Source organism: Alteromonas sp. 14N.309.X.WAT.G.H12 (genome assembly GCF_036697315.1).
Taxonomy (GTDB): Bacteria; Pseudomonadota; Gammaproteobacteria; order Enterobacterales; family Alteromonadaceae; genus Alteromonas.
The window spans coordinates 122,756-146,461 of sequence record NZ_JBAHZB010000002.1; the positions used below are offsets into that span (position 1 = coordinate 122,756).

Sequence of the window (23,706 nt, forward strand, 5' to 3'; positions counted from 1 at the left end):
ACACGGTTGTGATTAGATAGAACATGAAGAACAGGCACCCGAAAATCTGGAGTAAATTTATGAACACGGTAGAAACTATTACCAGTGAACACGTTGCTTTGCATGGACTCCCTGCAAACGTATTTAAAGATCCTGATACCTATAACGCGGAATGTGACGCTATTTTTGCTAACGGCTGGGCCAGCATCGGTTGCGGCCAGCAAATTGCTAAGCCCGGCGATATCATGCCCGTTCGCATTGCTGGGCAATCATTAATTGCCATGCGCAATAAAGACGGTGAAATCGGTGTGTTTCATAATATTTGCCGCCATAAAGCAGCGCCTTTGGTGGACGAACCTTGTAACAAACGCTCATTAGTGTGCCCTTACCATAAATGGAGCTTTAAAATTGATGGTTCGTTGTTAAGCGCACCACGGTATTTCGGCAAAGAAAACAAAGTGATGTCAGCTGAAGATAAAGCCGATAAAGGACTGATTCCTGTTCGCTTTGCCCTCTGGTGGGACATTATCTTTGTTAACGTGAGCGGCGATGCCCAGCCCTTTGACGAATTTATTAAGCCCCTTGATGACTTGTTGTCCGACTACCCGAAACAAGACATGCAAATGGTGAGCACCACCGATTACTCCGGTGAGGTGAACTGGAAACTGGCAGTGGATAACTTCCTTGACGGCTACCATGTGCCCTTTGTTCACTCCCAAGCCTGTACCGTGGAATCGGTACTGGAACAAGACGACTTATTTTTATCTGACGATATTGTGGGACTAAGACTCAAAAACGGTGCCAGCGCCAAACCGGCAAAAACCAGTAAGCAACTCCCCCATTGGCAAGGCTTACCGGATGAGAAAAAAGGCACCCAACAATGGTTTGGCATTTTCCCTAACACCTTATTTTTTGTGGATCCATGCTGGGTTCAAACCATTGTGATTAAACCCATGGGGGAAACCCGTACTGATGAATCATTGAGTATTTATGTGGTAAGCGAAGACGCGGCCAGTGACGAATACCAGGCAGAGCGAGATCGTCTCCATGAGGTGTTAAACGAAGTGAATGAACAGGACATCGAACTGCTCGATAAACTGCAAGTGACCCGCAGTAATGACATCGCCAACCAAGGTCACTTGAACAAGGCCTGGGATCAGGTCAACATGACGTTCCATCAAATGTGGCTACAAAAGATGGCCGCTGCAGCAAGTCAAAAGTAGGATCGAACATGTCTTTTTCATTCAATGAACAATTAGTTGCCACCGCTGCCTACATTAATGGTGAATGGGTGACGAAACCTGGTACCTTCGCGGTAACCAACCCGCTGAATGGTGAGCATATTGCTGACGTCAGTGACTGTGACGAGAACGATGCGGCATCGGCGATTGAAGCGGCCAAACAAGCTTTTCCAGCCTGGGCCGCCATGCCCGCCATCGAACGCAGCAAGTTATTAAAGGCTTGGTATGCCTTGATCATTGAGCACCAAGAAGAACTGGGCAAACTGCTGACCCTAGAACAAGGTAAACCGTTAAAAGAAGCCGTGGGCGAGATTGGCTATGGCGCCTCCTTTATTGAATGGTTCGCCGAAGAAGCCCGACGTGTCTATGGCGATACCATTCCGGCCCCGGCAGCCAATAAACGCATTGTGGTAATCAAACAACCCGTGGGTGTGGTGACATCCATTACGCCATGGAACTTCCCTAATGCCATGATTGCCCGCAAAGCAGCCGCAGCATTGGCTGCCGGCTGTACCTTTGTGGTGCGTCCAGCCACAGAAACGCCACTTTCGGCACTGGCGCTGGCAGTACTGGCTAAAAAAGCGGGGATCCCCAGTGGTGTTTTCAATGTGGTACCCGGCGCAGATGCGGCTGGATTGGGTAAAGTGTTAACCCAACATCCCGACGTGGCCAAATTTTCATTTACCGGTTCTACTCGGGTGGGCAAATTATTGACCAAACAGTGTGCCGACTCGGTAAAACGGGTATCCATGGAGCTTGGCGGCAACGCCCCTTTTATTGTGTTTGACGATGCGGATCTTGACGCCGCGGCAACAGGCTTGATCCAATCAAAATACCGCAACGCGGGGCAAACCTGTGTGTGTACCAACCGTATCCTGGTACAAGAAAGTGTTTACGACAAATTCCTCGCCATATACACAGACAAGGTGGCTAACCTAAAAATGGGTGACGGCATGGCCGAAGGCACAGACATAGGCCCCATGATCCATGAAAACGCCTGCAAAAATGTGCATGGATTAGTGGAAGATGCCATCGAAAAAGGGGCCACCTTAGTACTTGGCGGTACCCCCGCCGGTGACGACAATATTTATCCTCCCACGGTGTTAGGAAACGTTACCCCTGACATGCGGGTATTTCGCGAAGAAATCTTTGGTCCAGTGTCGCCCATGGTTAAATTCGCTGATGAACAACAAGCCATTGCCATGGCAAACGACACGGAATATGGCTTGGCGTCGTATTTTTATTCTAAAGATATCAGCCGGGTATGGCGGGTTTCTGAAGCGCTGGATTTTGGCATGGTAGGTATTAACGAAGGCTTAATTTCTGATACTGCCGCCCCCTTTGGTGGCGTTAAGCAATCAGGTACGGGCCGTGAAGGCTCCCATTATGGGTTAAGTGATTACACCAATATTAAATATCTCTGTATGGGGGGAATCGGGCAATGAAAACAGAAGAAACAGTAATGAACAACGAAAAATTGCAAGCAAGAAAAAACAAAGTATTCGCCCGCGGTCAGGGTAACAGCTACCCGGTGTACGTAAAAGAAGCCCGCAACGCTGAAGTCTTCGATGTTGAAGGCAATCGGTTTATCGATTTTGCCACCGGCATTGCTGTATGTAATACCGGCCACAGTCACCCGGATGTGGTAAAAGCCGTTACCGAGCAAATTAACGCCTTTAGCCATACCTGCTTAATGGTCAATCCTTATGAAAGTGCCGTGTCACTGGCGGAAAAACTAACGGCCCTAGCGCCAGGCGACACCCCCAAAAAAGCCATTTTTGTAACAACCGGCGCCGAAGCGGTGGAAAACTGCGTCAAGATTGCCCGCTGCCATACTGGCCGTCGTGGTGTGATTGCCTTTAACGCCGGCTTTCATGGCCGCACCAATTTAACCATGGCACTTACCGGTAAAATAGCCCCTTACAAAAAAGACTTTGGTCCCTTCCCCGCGGATATCTACCATGTGCCATATCCAAATGCGCTGCACAATATCACCGAGCAAGACGCATTAGCAGCGCTAAAGAACCTGTTTAAAGCCACCATTGCCGCTGACGACGTAGCCGCCATCATTATTGAACCGGTTCAGGGTGAAGGTGGGTTTAATGCTGCCCCGGTGAGTTTTTTACAAACTCTGCGCAAACTCTGTGATGAGCATGGCATCATGCTGATTGTGGATGAAATTCAAACTGGCTTTGGCCGCACAGGTAAAATGTTCTGCTGCGAATATGCCGGTATTGAGCCTGATTTAATGACCATGGCCAAAGGGATTGCCGGTGGGTTCCCGTTATCCGCGGTTGTGGGGAAAGCTGAGATCATGGATGCGCCCTTGCCCGGTGGATTAGGCGGCACCTATGGTGGTTCACCGGTGGCCTGCGCCGCAGCCTTGGCAGTATTAGATGTCATTGAAAAAGAACAGTTGATCAGTAAAGCCAATGCATTGGGCGAACTGTTCTCGGCACGACTTAATGCGCTCAAAGCCCGCTATCCCAAGTTCATCTCAGAAGTACGTAATACCGGTGCCATGATAGCCATTGAATTTATGTACAACGGCGACCCTGAGCAAACCAACCCTGCGCTTACCCAAGCTATCATTGCTAAAGCCAAAGAGCACAACCTTATTCTGCTGGCCTGTGGTTACTACGGGAATGTGATACGCTTTTTACCGGCGCTGACCATGACCCCAGATATTGCTGCTGAAGGTTTAGATAACTTTGACGCTTTACTGGCATCGTTGTTAGATAACGCGGAAGAGGTAAGTTACTAATGCATTGTGTCATCGTAGGCGCTAGCCATGCCGGCGTGCAAGCCGCAGTAAACTTGCGCGCCCAGGGCTATGAGGGCGACATTACCCTTATCAGCGCCGAAAAGGTATTGCCTTATCAGCGCCCGCCATTGTCTAAAGCGTTTTTGCAAGACACCTTACCCGAGGCCCGTTTATGGCTGCGCCCTGAAGCCTTTTACCAGCAAAAAAACATCCGTTTAATGTTGGATACTAAGGTGGTGAAAATTAACCGGTCGGCGCAAACCGTGGAACTGGCGGATGGCCAAGCACTGGCTTATGATGATCTCATTTTAGCCACAGGCGCATCAGTACGCCGCCTGACCATTCCAGGCGCGGATCTTGAGAACGTGTATTATCTACGTGATCATCAAGATGCTGCTAGTATTAAACAAGCCTTACCCAAGGCGCAAAAAGTGGTGGTGATCGGCGGCGGTTACATTGGTCTTGAAGCGGCGGCATCCCTTCGCAAAATGGGTAAAGACGTGACTGTCTTAATCAATACCGCCAGACCATTGCAGCATTTAACCTGCCCGGCCATCAGTGATTTTATGACCCAATTGCACCAGCAACATGGTGTGGTTATTGACACCAATACATTGGCAGTAGAAATCACCGGTGACAAACAGGTGACATCCGTAATAGCCGACAATGGCACACACTACGACGCCGATATGGTAGTGGCGGGCATAGGCGTACAACCTGCCCATTCCCTGGCTGCAGACAGTGGATTGAATGTAAGTAACGGTATTGATGTGAATGCCTTTATGCAAACCAATGACGAACATATCTATGCCATTGGCGATTGCGCCAACTTCACCCATCCAGTGTATCATAAAAAAGTACGCATTGAGTCGGTGCAAAACGCAACAGATCAAGCCAAGACCGTGGCTTTCGCAATCTGTAACAAACCTGCGCCATACAACGCGTTGCCCTGGTTTTGGTCTGATCAATACGATGCAAAGCTGCAAATTGCCGGGTTATCTGCCGGGTATACCGATGTGGTTGTGCGCCAAGAATCAGAAAAAAGCCTAGCGGCGTTTTATTTTTCAGGAAGTCAGCTTATTGCTGTGGACACCATTAATCAGCCTAAATCCTTTATGGTGGCACGCAAATACCTTCCTGAACGACCCGAACTAGACAAGATCTTACTGGCCGATGCCAGTATCCCTGTTAGCGACATATTCACAGGAGCACCACAGCATGCCTAACGTAACCTTTATTTTACCTGATGACAGCCAAATGACTGTAGCCGCTATTGAGGGCGATAGCCTGATGCAAACCGCGGTAGATAACGGCGTTGAGCAAATTACCGCTGATTGTGGTGGATGTTGTTCTTGTGCCACCTGCCACTGCATTGTCGATACAGCGTGGTTGGATAAGGTCACGCCCCCCGACGAAATGGAAACGGCGCTGCTTGAAAGTGCCATTGAAGACTGCCAGCCTGGTAGCCGGTTATCTTGTCAGATCACCGTCTCTGATGATCTGGATGGTCTGGTGGTAAAAGTACCCGAAAGCGACTGGTAACCGAAGAACCTGATACTAAAAAACGGGCGCTATGCCCGTTTTTTGTTTGTGGTGTTCGTTAACCAAAGTGCTAGTTAAAGCGGGTCATAAACCTGTCGATTCGGGAACACGCATCGGCAAGTTGTTCATCATCCACCACATAAGAAATCCGAATATAGTCGGAAGCGCATTGACCAAAGGCCGTCGCCGGCAACACCCCGATACGTTCAAATTCCAGTAACGCTTCAGCAAACTGTTGCGCGTTAAGCCCGGTTTGACTGACGTCCACCAGTAAAAACATGGAGGCTTCAGGCGGGACGCAGGAAAGGTTTTTATGCTTTTCAAAACACGCTACCAAGGTATCCCGCCTACGCTGATAAGTTTGACGCATCTGTTCTGATGCTTCGATGGCACTTTTATCCGTTAATGCCGCATACGCAGCCTGTTGCACAAACCCCGGCAACCCGTACAACATACATAAAGACAAATTAGACAGGTGTTTAGCCAGGGTTTCAGGAGCAATGGCCCAACCTGCACGCCAACCGGTCATGGCATAAGACTTTGATAAACTGTTTAAGGTTACCGTGCGCTCGGCCATATCAGGGAAACCGGCAATACTTAAATGCTCGCCTTCAAAGATTGTTTGGCTGTATACCTCATCAGAAACCACCCACAAGTCGTGTTTAATGGCAAGATCAGCAATAAATTGCAGTTCTTCACGATTTAGCATGACACCACTGGGGTTATTGGGCGTGGCAAAAAAGATAGCCCGGGTTTTATCCGTAATGGCGGTGGCCAACGCATCGGGATCTAGCCTGAAATCATTGTGTTTATCCATGGCCACCGGCACCAAGGTTGCGCCGGTAAGTTGAATACAAGCCTCGTAGGTCACATACATGGGTTGCAACACAATAGCTTCATCCCCCGGCGCTAAAATACACAAGGAAGTAGAAAACAGCGCATTTTGCGCCCCGGCAAGTAATATCACATTCTCTTTGCTGACTACCTGACCGCATTTTGCCTGATGCTGCCGGGCAATTTCACTGCGTAAAGGGTCCCGCCCTTCAATTTCCACATAATGGGTATCGCCATTGCGAAGGCCGTATACCGCCGCTTCCACTACCGCTGGCGGCGTGTCAAAATCTGGATCGCCAATGCTAAGTATAATGACACCGGGATCCTCTTCTTTTAATGCCGTGGCTTTAAAATGAATATCCCAGGCATCCACGGTTTCCCCTTGAATGGCCTGGGTTAATGGCGCATAACGCATAAATTTACTTCCTAACTGAATCGCAACAACCTCACCCGTGAACCTTTCATCGTCTTCACAGGTGTAAGCCCTTACTGAAAAATAATCGCTTTGGTTTCGGTGTATTCCTTAAGGCCTTCAACGCCCCATTCACGACCATTTCCCGACTGTTTATAGCCGCCAAAGGGCGCATGCGTATTAAAATAAGCGCCCTGAATAAGACATTGACCCGCCTTTAATTGTGCGGCAATTTTAAGCGCCTGTTCTTTATCTGTGGCATACACCGCAGAGGACAACCCGTATACCGTGTCGTTGGCGATTTGTATGGCTTCGTCAAGACTGCCGTAAGGAATAATACACAGCACCGGGCCAAAAATTTCTTCCCGGGCAATGGTCATATTAGGCGTGACATCGGAAAAAATGGTTGGCATAACATACGCCCCATTTTTAAGATATTCAGGTAATTTTTTACCACCACACAGCAGCCTTGCCCCTTCTTTAATACCAGCATCAATATAAGTAAGTACTCGCTCTTGCTGTAACTTTGAGCTTAAGGGCCCCATTAGCGTATCTGGGTTATTGGGGTCGCCGGGCGTCCAGGCAGAAACCATATTAAGGGCAATATGCTCCACTTCGCTAAGTACATCACGGGGAACAAGCATGCGCGTAAGGGCGCTACAGGTTTGGCCCGAATTGATCATGATATCTTCAACGCCATACTTTACCGCGGCGTTAAGATCCGCACCGGGCGCAATGATATAAGGTGATTTGCCGCCAAGCTCTTGGCAAACCCGTTTCACCGTGGGTGCTGCCGCCTGAGCCACCTTAATACCCGCAAGGGTTGAGCCGGTAAAAGACACCATGTCCACATCAGGGTGGCTACACAAGGCTTCACCAATGTCCCGGCCCACCCCGGTAAGTACATTTACCACGCCATCAGGTACATCACACTGATGGATAATATCGGCCAAAATCAAATCCTGTAGTGGCGTTTGTTCCGCAGGTTTGATAACCACCGTACAACCTGCGGCTAACGCCGGTCCCAACTTACCCACCAACTGTGATAACGGGTAATTCCAGGGGTTAATAAGGACACACACCCCAATCGCTTCATGTACAGTAATAAAAGCATCATGTTGCTCTTGTTTATCCAGCTCACCGGCAAGATCGGCAAAACTGCGAAAGGAGTCAATGGCCCCTTGCACCTGAATATCATCGGCAAAGGCCACGGGGCATCCCATGGAATTCACAATGGCTTGGATTAGCTCATCTTTACGTGCTTCCATGACATCGGCAATTTTGTGAATTAAACCGGCGCGATAAGCAGACGAGGTGGCACTAAAATTCGCAAAAGCCTTTTTAGCCGCTTTCACCGCGGAGTCCACATCGTCGACGGTGGCTGCAGGCACTTGGGCAACCACTTCGCTGTTAGCAGGATTAACAACCGTGAGGGTTTGGTCGCCGGTACTGGCAACCCAATCACCGTTAATATAAAGCTGGATGTAATTTTTCATCTGCTGTTCTCGTCGTTTAGGCGTTTGCCAGTGTGACCATGGTGCCTAACAACACCTGGCATCCGGCTGTAATGTCTTCGGGTGTGGCGTTTTCGGCCTCGTTATGACTGATCCCTTTTTCACAGGGAATAAAGATCATGGACGTCGGCGCCACTTTAGATACATACACAGAATCATGCCCTGCACCAGAGAACATCTCCTCATAGGCAAGCCCGGCTTGTTCTGCAGAGGTGCGCACCGCGTCGATACAGGTTGTATCAAACTCCACCGCCGGAGAATTCCACTCATCAATAATTTCGTGTGTTACCCCACACTCACGGCTGAAATCACTGGCAATACGGCGAAAGGCCTCATCCATTTTATCCAGCGTTTGCTGATTTGGATGACGTAAATCCACCGTAAGGGTGACGGTTTCTGGCACCGTATTACGTGAACCCGGACTGGCATTGATATCACCAAAGGTCGCCCTGGCTAATGGGCCGGTTTCGTCAGCAAGGGCATAAAGGGCAGTGATAATTTTTGCTACGGCTTTCATGGGATCGTGGCGCTGCTCCATGGGCGTGGGCCCTGCATGAACAGGCTGACCTGTGATCACAAGATCATACCAACGCATGCCCTGAACACCTTTCACCACGCCAATGGGCTTTTGTTCGGCTTCTAAAATGGGGCCTTGTTCGATGTGCAGTTCGATGGCCGCTTTGATCTCAAACGGGGCACACGGCGTCTCGCCTTGGTAACCATGACGGGCTAATTCATCGCCAATACTCACGCCGGCTTTATCTGTGCGACTTAGTCCGTAGTCTAAACTAAATTCGCCACACCAGACGCCAGAACCAATCATGGCCGGGGAAAATCGTGCCCCTTCCTCGTTGGTCCACACCACCACTTCTAAGGGGTGTTGTGTTTTTATCTGGTTTTCATGCAAGGTGCGCAACACTTCTAATCCGGCCAACACACCGTATACCCCATCGAATTTACCGCCCGTAGGCTGGGTATCCAAATGGCTGCCGGTGATCACCGGCGGCAAGGAATCGTCAGTGCCCGCTTTACGCAAAAACAAATTACCCATCTGATCAACTCGCAAGGTACAACCAATGTCTTTGCACCAGGAGATAAACAACTCTCTGCCCGCTTTGTCTTTGTCGGTTAAGGCCTGACGATTACAGCCACCTTTGTCGGTGCCGCCAATTTGTGCCATTTCCATCAGGGTCGCCCACAGGCGTTCACCGTTTATTTGTAACGCCATAGTATGCTCCTACGCATCTGCTCGACTAAGAGGCTGACACATACAATGTACGCCGCCGCCACCAGAAGTAAACATGGAAATATCCGGCGAGAACACCTCAAGACCATGGGCTTTGGCTTTTTCCACCAGCTCAGTACTGGCCTCAGGAATAAGCACTCTGTCTTTTCCTAGCGCCACCACGTTAACGCCCAGTTCAAGCACCGAACGATAGGAAATATCAATAATTTCAATATTGCGGGCTTTTAGCCAGTCAAGAAGTTCATCTTCCACTGCCTGGGTACACACTGCAGCAAGCTTTTCTGTAAGCATGGCAAACTTCACATCCAGATGCAGAAAATAAGGATCAAACTGGTACGACTTAAATTCCCAGCCTTCTTTTTCCACCCAGCCTTTCACCTGATTTAAGCCCGCTTCGCTAGTGCGCTCACCGGTGTAACCGCATAAAATCACACCCGGCTCTAACACCATAAAATCACCCCCTTCAAAAGAGCCGGCGGTTACAGCGTCATAAACAGGGATATTGGCCTGTTCGTAGAACTTACTCACGCTCACCCATTCGCCACGACGCCAAGGGCTTTGCATTTGGGTAATAATGGGGCCCCACGGGGTTAATACGGATGAATCCCGGGCATAAATTTGATAAGGCAGGTGTTCATCAGGGGCGAGAAAGTGGGTTTTTACGCCGCAGTGGTGATACACATCTACCATCTCTTGGTATTGCTTGGCGGCCACCGTTTTATCAAACTGTCGACCTAACCGCACTGAACGACGGGACATGGCATTGCCGTCTTTCCAACTGTAGTGATCCATAGGACCAATCAGCACTTCTTGCAGTTCTCCGTACTCGGAGTCCATGCTCCAATGATCTAAACGACCAGTATTACCCGCGGGGTTACGACGATAAAACGATTTACTCATTGCAATTCACTCTTTATGTTTCAATAAAACCAGTTTATGGTGACCTATCAAATACTCAAGCATCGTTTTATTACCAAGATGGTCTAATAATTAGACCAGAAACAGTGAAGCATGAAAACAGAGCAAACCCCTTATTTAGATTTACGACAAATTCCTCTTAATGCATTGGTGGCCTTTGAAGCAGCCGGCCGACACTGCCATATGCGCAAAGCCGCCCAGGAAATGTTTGTGTCTCACTCGGCCCTTAGCCGCCATATCAAGCAACTGGAAGCCCGGCTAAATACGCAATTGTTTGAGCGTAAAAACAATAAATTGCAATTAACCGCACCGGGAATGCGTTTATTAACCTCGGTACAAAAGGCCTTTAGCGAGTTGAACAATGGCTTGCATTTGCTGGATCCCACCCAGGTAGAAGGCGAAATCATCATCGGTACCACAGGTACCATTATGCTTAACTGGTTGCTCCCCATACTGGCGGACATGCAACACCAATATCCAGAAATTGCCTTTAAACTACGCACACTGGAACCCCACCAGAAAAACCTGCCGGCAGAACTGGATATTGCCCTGTGCTTGGGGCGACCCAATGAGCCGGATAAAACCGTGAAAAAACTGTATAACGAATACTATGTGCCCGTGTGTAACCCAGCACTGCTAAAAGGGAAAACCTTACATTCCGTTGCCGACTTACTTCATTACCCCTTACTGCACGACAGCCTTGGCCAATGGTTTACCTGGTTTGAACAACATCAGCTTGATGGGCATCAGTCGCCCCAACATACCTATTTTGATTATGCGTATCAGGCCATTGAAGCGGCGCGCTTAGGAATGGGCCTGGCACTGGCCGATATTGTGGAAGTCAGTGACGATATTCGCCAAGGTAAATTGATGCAGGCCTTAGACTCGGCCCATCCGGCAGGGGAATCGGTATATTTGGTTACCCATCCTGCACCTTTAATGAATTACCGTACCCAGTTGGTGTTACAAAGTGTACTCAAGAACTTAGCAGACAAGGGCGCTCGCCTTGAGTGATAAGACGATAACCAACAGGCTGAACTAACACCCAATATTGGCTTATTGTTGGCGGATGAGATTTAGCAGTGTTTGCCGGGCATGGGCCACCCGTACCTGACGCAGTGCGCTGGGCAACCAAATTAAAAAATAATCAATGTCATGAGTGCCAATGGGAGACGGTAACTCTACGATGTGGCCTGTTTTAATCTGCTCCTGGCACAAAAAGTCGGGCATCACCGACCAACCAAACCCCTGCATCAGCATTTTTCGCTGTGCGCGCAAATCCAAATTAACCAAGCTTGGCGTTAGGTTTTTCAGGGCAAATTTATTTTTCTTTAGCCAGGTTTCAATCAAAGTTAATTCTAAGTTGTAGGCCACCAACGGCTCTTTGCCAAGGGCTGTGGCCATATCGTCCGCTGCCATAATACGCTCCGCCACCGCTTTAGAGGCCACGGGCATCACCCGGCTGGTATAAATACGTTCACTACGCAGCCTTTCATCAATTACCGGGTGTGCTGATACGCCTAAATCGCAATGGCCTTCTAAAAGCATCTGGGTGATCATGGCCCCGGTGCCGGTATGCATGCGCACCTTGATCCCCGATTGCAATAAGGGTTGTAGCGGCTCACTTAATATTTCGGCCATAAAATCGGCATGACCGACAATCTGCAGCACCCCAGACACATCCATAGAACGGGCGCGGGCATTGGCTAACGCCGCTTCGGCCAAATCCAGTGTGTCACCAATATCAATGGCCAATTCCTGGCCCGCCGAGGTAGGCTCTACCCCAGACACGGTGCGCTGAAACAGGGGCTTACCCACCGCTATCTCAAGACCAGCAATGTGTTGGGAGGCCGCCGGTTGGGTTAAATTCAACGCTTTCGCTGCCCGGCTAATGGAACGTTGCCGGTACACTTCAATAAAGGTTCTCATTCGTGTCAGTGACATGCCTTACCCATAAATATATTTATACCCCCTACAAAATACCATGAATTTAAAGTGCCACCTATTCCAATTAAGATGAACTCACTGCTTACAAACGGGATAGCCCACCGCTTAAAAGCCCAATATGCGGTTACCTCAGTAACCCCTGCGCCCCCAAGGAGGCCTTATGAGCAACAGTGACAATCAAATTCATTTACGCAGCATTCTAGCCAGCATGAAAAAACAGCAGACCAACAATGGGCCTGCTTCTGCTCAGTGTCGTCGAGATCGTTTGGCTCGCTCGGTTGCGTTAATCAAAGAGAACTACCAAGCGCTTACCAATGCCATGAATTCAGATTTTGGCCATCGCAGCGCGTATCAAAGTGGTGCCGCTGATTTACTTGGCACCATCAAGTTATTGCAGCACGCAAGTGATAATGTAGCGCAATGGATGCAGCCTGAAATCGTGCCCGCCCCTGTGGAAGGCATGCAAACCTCCGTTGAGTATCAACCACTGGGTGTGGTGGGTGTGATTAGTCCCTGGAATTTTCCGGTCAATCTGGCCTTTGGCCCACTGGCCAGCGTTTTCGCCGCGGGTAACACCGCCATGTTAAAGCCTTCTGAGCTGACGCCAAAAACCTCAGAGCTGCTCGCCGAACTCGTGGGTCGTTACTTTGGTCCTGAAGAACTCACCGTGGTACTTGGCGATGCCACAGTTGGACAAGCCTTCAGTGCCCTGCCGTTTGATCATTTAATTTTTACCGGCAGTACGGCGGTGGGTAAACACGTGATGCGTGCTGCGGCTGAAAATCTGGTACCCGTAACCCTAGAACTGGGCGGTAAATCCCCCGTTGTGGTAGCAAAAGATGCTGATTTAGACAAAGCGGTAGCGCGTACATTAACGGTAAAAACCTTTAACGCCGGGCAAATTTGTATTTCGCCAGATTACTTGATGCTATCTGAATCTCAGGCGGACAGCTTTGTCGACAAGGCACATCAATTTTTAACCAGCGCTTTTGCTACCCTTCATGACAACCCAGATTACACGGCCATCATCAATGCCCGTCACTTTACCCGTTTGGTGGGGCTACTGGATGATGCCAACAAGAAAGGCGCGAGGATCATCAAATTGGCTAGCAACGATGAACCCGCCTATGACAAGCATACCGGCAAAATAGCGCCCCATTTGATACTTGATGTAACCGATGATATGGCCATCATGCAAGAGGAAATATTTGGCCCTCTGCTCCCCATCATGACCTATCAAGATGAACAGCAAGCCATCGATTATATTAATGCTCATCCTCGCCCACTCGCCGCATATTTATTTACCGAGTCGCCATCTAAGCAGCAGAGTTTTGCCAAACGCACCACCTCTGGCGCTTTGGTCATCAACGATGTGATGACCCATGTCAGTATTGAGAATTTACCTTTTGGCGGCGTGGGTCCGTCAGGCATGGGCGCCTATCATGGCGTATACGGCTTCCGTCAATTTTCCCACGCCAAACCTGTGGTGGTGCAAAGTGAACAGGCTGAATCCAGCCAACGTTTACGCGCACCTTATCAAGACAAACTCGTTGCATTGGATGCATTTTTTAAAGCGTAGATGACTTATTTCCCTAAATGTAGGAGTGTTACAATGAAAATACTAATGGTACTGACCTCACACGACAAACTCGGCGGTACCGGCGAAAAAACTGGCTTTTGGCTGGAAGAATTTGCCGCGCCCTATTATCAATTTCTGGATGCTGGCAGTGAGATCGTCCTTGCCTCACCGCTGGGAGGACAGCCCCCACTCGATCCGAAAAGTGAATTAGACGATTTCCAAACCCCGGCCACGGGTCGTTTTAATGAAGATGAGCAAGCCCAACGGGCACTGGCAGAAACAGTAAAGCTGGATACGGTGAATGCCGGCGACTTTGACGCAGTGTTCTACCCAGGAGGTCATGGCCCCCTTTGGGATTTAGCCGAGTCTGCAACCTCTATTGAGTTAATTGAAGAATTTACCCGCGCCGGCAAACCTATTAGCTTCGTGTGTCACGCGCCGGGGGTGCTTAAAAATGTAAAAGCCGCCAATGGCGAACCCTTAATCAAAGGCCGTAACGTCACCGGCTTTACCAATGGCGAAGAAGCCGCGGTTGGTCTCACTGACGTGGTGCCATTTTTAATTGAAGATGAATTTATTCGCTTAGGTGGCCAGTATAAAAAAGCCGATGACTGGAGTGAATTTGTAGTTGAAGATGGCCAGTTAATTACCGGCCAAAATCCGGCTAGCTCTGAAGCGGTGGCGAAAGCGGTACTAGGTCGCTTTTAAATAGTCGACGCCTAGCGGTGCATTAACGCTGCCTAGCAAGCTGGGCAAATAGAACATAAATACGGCCAAGTCACTCTTCTGGCGCAGCGCTGGCCGAACTGATGGTAAACAATGTTTAAATGGCCTACCAGGGTAAGCCATAAGATCCCAACCTGGCTATGCCGTAAGCCAGGTTGTCACGGTGGCCGCATCAGGTACACTGCCTTTGTGTACCAAGGTTTCGTCAATCACCACCGCAGGGGTTTTCATTACGCGGTATTGCATAATGTCCTGTGGTGCGGTGACCTTCTCAATATTCACCTCAATCCCATTTTTTTCCGCAACCTCTTTAATCACCTGCTCGGTAGCAATACAATTTTTACAGCCTGAACCTAATACTTTAACGACTTTCATTACCTTCTCCTTTCTCTAAAGCGGTATAAAATTAAAAAACCAGCCCACTAACGTGAACGCAAATAGCAAAACAACAAACAAAATGGCCAGCAGTTTCCACTGCATAACCTGTTTAAGCAGAATGAACTCGGGGAAACTGGCCGCAACGGTACTCATACAAAATGCCAACGTCGTACCCACAGGCAGGCCATTCACCAGTAAGCTTTCCATCACCGGGATCACCCCCGTGGCATTGGAATACAAGGGAATACCCAGCAACACCGCAGCGGGAACAGACCACCATTGGCCATCCCCCAAATGGGCTTCTATCCAGCCGTCGGGGACAAAACCGTGCAAGGCGGCGCCAAGTCCTACCCCAATAATCACCCATTTCCATACCCGCCCAAAAATATCCTTGGTTTCTTCTTTGGCGAAGGCGTGACGCTGAGCCATGGTAAGGGCTTGTGCCACGTCTTCGTTGTCGTCGTTTTGCTGAGTCGCCTGCCCATGTTTAAGCGCATCGGCAGCAAAGGACTGTAACCAGCGCTCAGCGCCTATAGCATCAAGAAATAACCCGCCTAAAATTCCCACACTCATACCAATGGCGATATACAGCAGGGTAAACTCCCAGCCAAGCAGGCCAATGAGCAAAAGCACAGCCACTTCATTGATGAGGGGCGAGGTAATCAAAAATGCCATGGTGATCCCAAGGGGGATCCCCGCAGAGGTGAAACCTAAAAAAACCGGGATACTGGAACAGGAACAAAACGGGGTAATAGCACCAAAAAAAGCGCCAAGAAAATAGCCTAAGAAACGATTCTTTCTAGCCAGATAATCACGCACCCGCTCAATGTCTAAAGAAGCGCGGATCAAGGCGATGAAATAGATCATCACCAATAATAGGGCGAATATTTTGGTGGTGTCTTCAACGAAAAAGTGCAGTGCATCAGCCAATTTGGTATCGGGGGACAACGCCAGCACATCATAAACCAGCCAACTGGCGAAGTGGGTAAATATGGCAAACATACGTCTTTCATCCTTATTCGTTGTCTCTATTTATTAAAGACGGACGACAGGACAAAAGGATGCGCAAAAATGTAAAATAAATTAAACGGGCTGGCTTCTGGCGGTAAAATTACAGACACGGTGATCCTCATCAAGTTGCACCTGACAGGATATTTCCATTTGGCGTTTGAGTTTTTCCCGGGACCGCCGAAGGCGGGATTTCACCGCTGACAAAGACAACCCATGCTGCTCGGCATACTCTTTTTGATGCACGCCATGTAAATCGCACTGGGTGATTAAGTCCCGCTCTTGAGGCGTTAATTCTTCAAGCACCCGGGATAGACAACTAAGCGCCAACAGATCAATGGCGTCATACACGGTTTCTTCATCTTCAATGTCATCGTCTACCGATTCAACGCGGTGCTCTCTCACCAAATCAATCAGTAGATTTCGCGCCACCGTGAATAACCAGCTTCGGCTATTTTTGACCTCGCAAAAACGGTCACGTTGCTGCATCACTCGCACAAAGACATCTTGCAGAAGATCCCGGCTAACTTCTTCATCGCCGGTTTTCTTTAACAGCCACCGAAATAGCGCATGTTCATTGCGCTCCCAAGCGGCCTTTGCACAAGGTACTAATGGTGACGTATGAGACATAGTGTTATTAGATGCATTGGAGACTTACCTACCATCATACTAAAAGTGAGTTAGCTGTGAACCTTCTTTTCTGTGGAAGTCGTTAACCGCACATTGATGAAAAATGAACAATGGCGACAGGATGTAACTGATCCTTAGGCAAGATAAAAGAAGGAGCACACTCGGTGCTCCCTCTTTTTGTCTTCATAAACCTGTACTTACGTTAAAGCATTGACACGGCTAACTAGCGAGTGAATTTTACGTTATCCAGCTCTATCCAGTAAGTCTCTTCTCCTTGTCCTTGCACACTAATAGAAACAGACGTTAATTTACCCGTATCCAATTGCGCATCGCCGCGAAAGCTATCGAAGGGTAAAACCCGTGTTTGCCAGCCACCGGGCACATCAATAGTCACACTGCTTTTACCGCCATAACTGTTAAGGGCGACAATGTAGGTGCCCGGTTTTGCATTGATGTCAAAAGCCACACCCTTAAATGCCGTTGCATCTACCGGATAAAAACTGCCTTCGGAAAGAGGGAAGATCACGCCCGCTTTCGGCTTGGGCTTATTTTCCAGTTCGATTGAAACATCAAGGATCTTATTTTCGCCGGGTTTTTCCGCTTTGCTTTGCATTAACACATGACTTCGGGGGAAACTAAAGTCGATATCCTGCTTTCTTAAGGTGCCATATTGGGTTTTATCGTCACTACGTTCAAAGTCATCAATTAGCGCTGTTGCAGGTATTGCCGGCGGTAAATCTGGCCCTTGGATGCCCACCAGTTCACCTTCTTTTACCACAAGCTTTCCGTCAACATACACAGAGTCAATATTTCGATAGTCGGATACCTGTTCCCAGGGTTTACCGTTTACCAGCACGAAGTCCGCCCGTTTGCCCACTTCGATGGTGCCACGATCATCACTCACCCCCAATACAGACGCACTGCCTCGTGTACCGGCAATTATGGCGTCTTTGTCAGGCACACCAAAATCGGTCATTAATTCCAACTCATGCACGCTGGATTCACCAAAGGGCGTATTTCCAATACCGGAGTCGGTACCTAAAGCCAAATGCACACCTGCTGCCATAAAGGTTTTCAGGTTCTGCTCAGAATAGGTTTGCCTTGCTTTCCCCGCGGCAATTTGCGCCTCGCTGTAACGGGCGATTTTATCCGGGCGCATCTCATATACCGCCAATGTAGGCGCATAGTACAGGTTATGTTCTACCATCAAACCGGGCAACTCATCACTGGCCGGTTCATTTTGAATAGCATGTACTACGGCAGTAACGCCCCCGAGCGCTGCCCGTTTCCCGCCGTCAACGGTAACCGTATGGGTAACCACCGGCCAGCCCCGTTTGTTGGCCTGCAAGGTAATTTCTTTTAGCGCATGTAAGCTAATATCATTATCTTCTTTGTCGTTTCCGTAGCGCCAACCGTCCGCAAAGACTTTAATGAGATCCGGTTGGTAGTTATCTAAATACGTCATCACCGCTCGCGCCTCTTCAGGCGAAGCAACCAAGCGCGTCATCCTCTCGTCAGCCCAGTCTGCGCCATGGCCACCCGGCGGGGCGATACGCGCCGCATAGGCTACATGAGGAGAAATTAATTGTTGATGCCATTGACGTTTTGCAGCGTAGGAATCTGGCGAGGAATGAAAATCGGTGACGGTGGTAATGCCATGCTTCAGCAAGGCGGTAGACACCTGGGCACGGCTGGCTGTCCAGTGAACATGTACGTCGATCAACCCCGGTAACAGACTGGCACCATCACCTTCCACAACCATGGCCCCTTCTGGAACTAAAAGATCAGGCCCAATGTGAGAAAAGCGGCCATCTTCCACAATCACGTCGGCTTGATAGGGCGCACTGCCGGTACTGTCGAATACAGTTACATCATTGATAAAGATGGTTTCGGCCTCGGCACTGCCAAACAATGCAACATAAAGAGCGATAGCGGTGATTACCCGCTGAACTATCGGTATTTTATTAAAACTGAACATGGTGTTCCCCGCATAAACAGCGTAATTGTGCGTTTTGCTAAGTGACCGTGTCACGGTCTTAGCCTATGGAATTGATTTTTCAGGCAAGAACGAAATAGTGTTATTTTTATTTTTTAGCCATTTCGTATTAACGTTAACGATACTAAACATCTAGAACATTGTTAATCATTAAATTTTTTATCTCACAATGTCCCTTTGGCACTACAACAGAAAGGAAAACAACAAGTCGCCCTCAGCTGCGTAGTGGTTACACCGTTAAACAAGGTGAGCGGTTAAAAGAAAAACTACGGATCCTCAAAAAGCGCCAGTATTCGTGTAAGGTAAAAGGGTTTTCTGTTAAATAAGAGATTAATAGAAACCACCAATACGTATTTTGACATTGGATTTCTTAGGGTTTACACCCTTAAAAATACAAAAAAAACGACACAAAAAAGGAACTGGCGATGAAAAAACGCTTCGGCATAAGCGCACTGTGCTTATTTGGGCTTCTCGTATCCACTATAGCCTCGGCACAAACTAAGCCCGCTTTTCAAGATAGCGACGTATTCGAATTGGAGTGGGCAGCCAACCCCGCTATCTCACCTGACGGTAAAACCGTTGTGTTTAATCGCAGTTATATGGATGTGATGACCGATTCCCGTCAATCCAGGTTGTGGATGGTATCAACCGATGGCAGTAATTTGTCAAAACTTACCGAGCGAGATACCAGTGAAGGTGCGGCGGTATGGTCACCGGATGGGAAACGTTTGGCCTATACCAGCAAGGGCCTAAACGGTAGTGAAATTTACGTTTATTGGGTAGAAACCGGCAAAACCGCGCGATTAACAGAACTGGAACGTTCACCTTCAGGGCTAAGCTGGTCGCCTGATGGTAAGTCCATCGCCTTTTCTATGCTGGTACCAGAAAAACCACCGGTAATGGTGAGTATGCCGGCCAAACCCAAAGGCGCGAAATGGGCCGATGCGCCTCGTATAACCACCCGCCTTAAATACGAACAAGATGGTCGCGGTTATATGGAAACCGGCTTTTATCATTTATTTGTTATACCAGCAGAAGGTGGTACGGCTCGCCAAATTACCTCCGGCAATTTTCATCACAAAGGTACGCCACAATGGACGCCAGATGGAAAATACTTGGTGTTTTCTGCCAACAGACAGGCCGATTTTGAACACGATTTTCGTAATTCTGAAATCTATCAGGTGGATGTAGCCAGCGGCGACATTACAGCCCTCACCGAACGCAAAGGGCCAGACCATACGCCGGCGATTTCTCCCGACGGAAAACAGATCGCGTGGTTGGGATTTGACGACAAAGTCCAAGCCTATCAAGTCACCCGTTTATACGTTATGAACATCGACGGCAGTAATAAACACGAAATCGAGACCAAACTTGATCGCAGCATCAGTCAGCTTACCTGGCAACCCAGCGGGCTTTATTTTAGTTATGACAGTGAAGGCAATACACGACTAGCGAAAACCACCCTATCGGGGCGTGTCACTACCCTTGCGAACAATATGGGCGGCACAGCGGTTAGCCGTCCTTACGGTGGCGGCAGCTTTTCAGTCAACACCAAAGGACAAATTGCGTTTACCCATACCACGGCGTATCGCCCATCAGATGTGGCCGTGATAACGAAAAAAGGCCGTGCCCCCTCATTAATCACCGGGCTCAATGAAGATCTGCTTGCTTATCGCACCTTAGGCAAGGTTGAAAGTGTCTGGTATAAATCCACCGCTGACGGTCGAAAAATACAAGGCTGGGTGGTGTTTCCACCAAACTACGAAGGGGGCAAAACCTACCCTTTAATTGTTGAAAATCATGGCGGGCCCATTTCCAACTATGGCGATCGTTTCTCACCTGAAATCCAGCTTTATGCCAGTGCCGGTTACATCGTTTTTTATCCTAATCCTCGTGGCAGCACGTCCTACGGCGAAGAATTTGCAAACTTACTGTATCGCAATTACCCCGGTGAAGATTATCAGGATGTGATGGATGGTGTAGACGAAATGATCCGCCTGGGTTATACCACTGAAGATAAGCTATACGTTACCGGCGGCAGTGCTGGCGGGATCATGACCGCCTGGATAATTGGTAAAAATAACCGTTTTGAAGCGGCCGCAGTGGTCAAGCCGGTGATGAACTGGATAAGCAAAACCCTTACCGCGGATAATTATTATGGCTATGCGAATTACCGTTACGCCGGTCAACCTTGGGAAAACATGCAGGAATATTGGAAGTTTTCACCGCTTTCGTTGGTGGGCAATATCAATACTCCTACACTGGTAATGGTAGGTGATGCCGATATGCGCACCCCACTGTCAGAGTCAAAGCAACTCTACAATGCCCTTAAAATTCGGAAAATTGATACCGCACTTGTGGAAATGCCCGGAGCCTTTCATTTTATTGCTAAGCGCCCTAGTCAACTTATCGCCAAAGTAAAACACGTATTGGCGTGGTTTGACCGTTATCCCAGCAAGGATGAAGAAACAAAGAACAAATAGTAGGAAAATATATATCACTGGCACCGTTAGGGTGCCAGTTTTTTACCTTAGAAGTAGGCGTCGTTAATAGCTTGGTGAATACTCACCAATCCCTGCTGAACTTCATCAATCATCTCATGCAAGTTGTCTTGGGTTAATTCGAAGGTATCGAGCTGCTGCAGGTTGTCTGTCAGCGACTTTACTTGCTCCTGAATAGGCTCTGACTTTGGCAGTTCAAGCAGACATTTTCCCATTTGCTGTAAGCAGTGACTTAACGAACGGGGAAACTGCTTATACTGCAACAAAAATTTCAGCACATCGGTACGGTTAATCCGAATGCGCATTTCCTGACGGTACATTTGGTAAGCGGTTAACGACTTAAGTACGCCCATCCATTGAATATTTTCAAACGCCGACTGTTCCGGTGAGAGATCAGGTAGCAATGATGCCGAGCGCACATCGATAATACGCGATGTCATATCTGTGCGTTCAATATGTCGCCCTAAACGTAAAAAGGCATAGCCTTCGCCGCGCAACATGGTACCGCCGAGTAGGCCTGTGATTGTCTGATTACCAATAATAATTTTATGTAAGCAGGCAAAACGATGGCGACGGGTAAGCACGCTTTGGCCGTCGGCTTTTGCTGTAAGGTGCAGATTATTGATTTGCTCCCAGGCCTCTGCCGGAATGATTTCTCGCACAATACGGGCATTTTCTCTGGCCGCGGCGAGACAATTGATAATAGAACCGGGGTTGGCGGTATCTGTTACCATAAATTTAATCACGCTTTTTTCGTCGGCCACCTCATAATGCTCATAAAAGGCCTCACGGAATGACAGCATATCGATGATAGGCTCCCAGCCTAGGGTGATATGACGGGGAAGATCGAGAAGCAAGTGAGTGTTTACTTGTATTAAACGAGCTGTGTTTTCAGCTCTTTCCAAATAGCGTTCCATCCAGTAAATATGATTGGCAACCCTCGATAACATAATTAATCCTCCTCCATGTCGACAATCCAGGTGTCTTTGCTGCCACCGCCCTGAGATGAATTCACCACCGTCGATCCCTTTTTCATTGCTACCCGGGTCAGTCCGCCCATGGTGACACTAATGTCTGTACCACTTAAAATAAACGGTCGTAAATCCAAGTGCCGCGGCTCCGCTTTTGTGCCAATTAACGTTGGCGCGGTAGACAACAACAACATGGGTTGAGCCACGTAATTACGTGGATCTCTGCGAATCAATCTTACAAATTTTTCTCGTTCAGCCTTGGTTGAGTGTGGCCCGATTAACATGCCGTATCCACCGGATTCATTCGCCGGTTTCACCACCATTTTATCGATGTTTTCAATAACGTAGTCACGCTCTTCTTTATTGACGCATTTATAGGTAGGTACATTGGGCAACAAAGGCTCTTCATTCAAATAGTAACGAATAATCTCCGGCACATAGGCATACACGACTTTATCATCGGCAACACCGGCCCCCGGTGCATTGGCAAGGCTGACATTGCCCGCCTTCCAAGCTCGCATAAGACCTGGCACCCCTAACATGGAGTCGGCGCGGAACACTTCGGGATCGAGAAAGGCATCATCAATACGACGGTAAATCACATCTACCCGAGATAAACCATTAACCGTACGCATGTACACCACATCGTCATCGTCGACCACCAGATCACTACCTACCACCAGCTCAGCGCCCATTTGCTGCGCCAGGTAAGCATGTTCAAAATAGGCCGAGTTATAAATGCCCGGTGTCAGTACCACCACTTCAGGCTGCTCAATATCCCGAGGCGAAAGCTGGCTGAGCATGTCATACAACTGAGAAGGATAATCATCCACGGGTAAGATATTGTATTTCTCGAACATATCGGGAAAAACCCGCTTCATTACATGGCGGTTTTCCATCATGTAGGAAACGCCGGAGGGAACGCGAAGGTTATCTTCTAGTACGTAGGGGGTGCCGTTGTGATCACGCACCAAATCGCTACCGCAAATATGTGCCCAGACGCCGTGTTTCGGCCTAATGCCCATGCATTCAGGCAAGAAATTGGTGGAAGCTTCGATAAGATCCCGTGGGACAATGCCGTCTTCTAAAATACGCTGCTCGTTATAGAGATCTTCAATGAACATATTCAGCGCTTTAACACGCTGCTTTAAGCCGTCTTGGATTTGTAGCCATTCTTTTTTTTCAATAATGCGCGGAATGATATCGAATGGCCAGGCTCGGTCTATGGAACCTTCTTCTTCGGTGTATACCGTAAAAGTAATCCCCATGACATGGATCGCGGTATTTGCTGCGGTGGTGTATTCGGTGAGTTCCTCGTCAGAGAGGTTTCTTAAATACTTACAGATTTCCTCTGCTGCGGGCCGTGGTTTGTTTGCTACACGGATAAGTTCATCATAAAACGCTCCTACCCGATAATTTCCCCATCTTATTGCCATGCTACAATCCCTAGCGTAATAAAAGTGTTTTATTCATACCATATAAGCGAGTTTTCGATTAAATTGCAATGGGAATAACCACAT

At 48.5% G+C, this 23,706-nt stretch carries 20 protein-coding genes; 9 read left to right on the forward strand and 11 right to left on the reverse strand.

Going from position 1 to position 23,706, the window contains the following annotated elements; all coding sequences use genetic code 11:
* Nucleotides 1-59: 59 nt before the first annotated feature.
* The 5 genes from V5298_RS01980 to V5298_RS02000 are packed head-to-tail and all read left to right on the forward strand — an operon-like array spanning nt 60 to nt 5,526.
* A complete protein-coding gene (locus V5298_RS01980; RefSeq protein ID WP_332929787.1) occupies nt 60-1,202 on the forward strand; it encodes an aromatic ring-hydroxylating dioxygenase subunit alpha in 1,143 nt (380 codons plus the stop codon).
* 8 nt (nt 1,203-1,210) lie between these two features.
* Nucleotides 1,211-2,665 (forward strand): NAD-dependent succinate-semialdehyde dehydrogenase, encoded by a 1,455-nt coding sequence (locus V5298_RS01985; protein WP_332929788.1) that lies wholly within the window; start codon nt 1,211-1,213, stop codon nt 2,663-2,665.
* A gap of 17 nt (nt 2,666-2,682) precedes the next feature.
* Nucleotides 2,683-3,984 (forward strand): 4-aminobutyrate--2-oxoglutarate transaminase, encoded by a 1,302-nt coding sequence (gabT, locus tag V5298_RS01990; RefSeq protein WP_332929887.1) that lies wholly within the window; start codon nt 2,683-2,685, stop codon nt 3,982-3,984.
* The gene (locus V5298_RS01995) at nt 3,984-5,210 is read left to right on the forward strand and encodes an FAD-dependent oxidoreductase (RefSeq protein ID WP_332929789.1); all 1,227 of its coding nucleotides are present in this window, start codon (nt 3,984-3,986) and stop codon (nt 5,208-5,210) included. Before gabT ends, V5298_RS01995 begins: the two co-directional genes overlap by 1 nt.
* Nucleotides 5,203-5,526, forward strand: a complete 324-nt coding sequence (locus V5298_RS02000) for a (2Fe-2S)-binding protein (protein ID WP_332929790.1) — start codon at nt 5,203-5,205, stop codon at nt 5,524-5,526. Before V5298_RS01995 ends, V5298_RS02000 begins: the two co-directional genes overlap by 8 nt.
* A 70-nt stretch (nt 5,527-5,596) precedes the next feature.
* On the opposite strand, the gene V5298_RS02005 is transcribed toward V5298_RS02000, so the two are convergent.
* The 4 genes from V5298_RS02005 to V5298_RS02020 all read right to left on the reverse strand — a co-directional run bounded on the left by V5298_RS02005 (nt 5,597) and on the right by V5298_RS02020 (nt 10,432).
* Nucleotides 5,597-6,775: a pyridoxal phosphate-dependent aminotransferase gene (locus V5298_RS02005; RefSeq protein WP_332929791.1), complete on the reverse strand. Its 1,179-nt coding sequence runs from the start codon at nt 6,773-6,775 to the stop codon at nt 5,597-5,599.
* Nucleotides 6,776-6,846: 71 nt separating this feature from the next.
* A complete protein-coding gene (locus V5298_RS02010; protein ID WP_332929792.1) occupies nt 6,847-8,268 on the reverse strand; it encodes an aldehyde dehydrogenase family protein in 1,422 nt (473 codons plus the stop codon).
* A 16-nt stretch (nt 8,269-8,284) separates the two neighbouring features.
* Complete coding sequence (locus V5298_RS02015) at nt 8,285-9,514, reverse strand: Zn-dependent hydrolase (RefSeq protein ID WP_332929793.1); 1,230 nt, start codon at nt 9,512-9,514, stop codon at nt 8,285-8,287.
* A gap of 9 nt (nt 9,515-9,523) precedes the next feature.
* Entirely contained in the window at nt 9,524-10,432 is a 909-nt protein-coding gene (locus V5298_RS02020) for a dimethylarginine dimethylaminohydrolase family protein (protein ID WP_332929794.1), read from the reverse strand.
* 111 nt (nt 10,433-10,543) lie between these two features.
* Between V5298_RS02020 and V5298_RS02025 the strand changes: the two genes are divergently transcribed.
* The gene (locus V5298_RS02025; RefSeq protein ID WP_332929795.1) at nt 10,544-11,464 is read left to right on the forward strand and encodes a LysR substrate-binding domain-containing protein; all 921 of its coding nucleotides are present in this window, start codon (nt 10,544-10,546) and stop codon (nt 11,462-11,464) included.
* A gap of 42 nt (nt 11,465-11,506) precedes the next feature.
* Here the strand turns inward: V5298_RS02025 and V5298_RS02030 are convergent, their stop codons facing one another.
* A complete protein-coding gene (locus tag V5298_RS02030; RefSeq protein WP_332929796.1) occupies nt 11,507-12,394 on the reverse strand; it encodes a LysR family transcriptional regulator in 888 nt (295 codons plus the stop codon).
* Nucleotides 12,395-12,557: 163 nt separating this feature from the next.
* Between V5298_RS02030 and V5298_RS02035 the strand changes: the two genes are divergently transcribed.
* Nucleotides 12,558-13,976 (forward strand): coniferyl aldehyde dehydrogenase, encoded by a 1,419-nt coding sequence (locus tag V5298_RS02035; protein ID WP_332929797.1) that lies wholly within the window; start codon nt 12,558-12,560, stop codon nt 13,974-13,976.
* A gap of 33 nt (nt 13,977-14,009) precedes the next feature.
* A complete protein-coding gene (locus V5298_RS02040) occupies nt 14,010-14,684 on the forward strand; it encodes a type 1 glutamine amidotransferase domain-containing protein (protein ID WP_332929798.1) in 675 nt (224 codons plus the stop codon).
* 156 nt (nt 14,685-14,840) lie between these two features.
* Here the strand turns inward: V5298_RS02040 and V5298_RS02045 are convergent, their stop codons facing one another.
* The 4 genes from V5298_RS02045 to V5298_RS02060 all read right to left on the reverse strand — a co-directional run bounded on the left by V5298_RS02045 (nt 14,841) and on the right by V5298_RS02060 (nt 18,696).
* Nucleotides 14,841-15,077 carry a thioredoxin family protein gene (locus V5298_RS02045; RefSeq protein WP_332929799.1) on the reverse strand — a complete coding sequence of 79 codons (237 nt, stop codon included), beginning with the start codon at nt 15,075-15,077 and terminating at the stop codon, nt 14,841-14,843.
* Nucleotides 15,078-15,092: 15 nt separating this feature from the next.
* Nucleotides 15,093-16,082 (reverse strand): permease, encoded by a 990-nt coding sequence (locus V5298_RS02050; protein ID WP_332929800.1) that lies wholly within the window; start codon nt 16,080-16,082, stop codon nt 15,093-15,095.
* 81 nt (nt 16,083-16,163) lie between these two features.
* Nucleotides 16,164-16,718, reverse strand: coding sequence for a sigma-70 family RNA polymerase sigma factor (locus tag V5298_RS02055; protein ID WP_332929801.1), 555 nt, complete (start codon nt 16,716-16,718; stop codon nt 16,164-16,166).
* A 223-nt stretch (nt 16,719-16,941) separates the two neighbouring features.
* Nucleotides 16,942-18,696 (reverse strand): amidohydrolase family protein, encoded by a 1,755-nt coding sequence (locus V5298_RS02060; RefSeq protein ID WP_332929802.1) that lies wholly within the window; start codon nt 18,694-18,696, stop codon nt 16,942-16,944.
* Between the two features lie 443 nt (nt 18,697-19,139).
* Between V5298_RS02060 and V5298_RS02065 the strand changes: the two genes are divergently transcribed.
* Nucleotides 19,140-21,197, forward strand: coding sequence for a S9 family peptidase (locus V5298_RS02065; protein WP_332929803.1), 2,058 nt, complete (start codon nt 19,140-19,142; stop codon nt 21,195-21,197).
* Between the two features lie 47 nt (nt 21,198-21,244).
* Here V5298_RS02065 and V5298_RS02070 read toward each other — a convergent pair whose 3' ends face one another.
* Nucleotides 21,245-22,165 carry an alpha-E domain-containing protein gene (locus V5298_RS02070; protein ID WP_332929804.1) on the reverse strand — a complete coding sequence of 307 codons (921 nt, stop codon included), beginning with the start codon at nt 22,163-22,165 and terminating at the stop codon, nt 21,245-21,247.
* 2 nt (nt 22,166-22,167) lie between these two features.
* Nucleotides 22,168-23,622, reverse strand: a complete 1,455-nt coding sequence (locus V5298_RS02075) for a circularly permuted type 2 ATP-grasp protein (RefSeq protein WP_332929805.1) — start codon at nt 23,620-23,622, stop codon at nt 22,168-22,170.
* Nucleotides 23,623-23,706 lie beyond the last annotated feature (84 nt).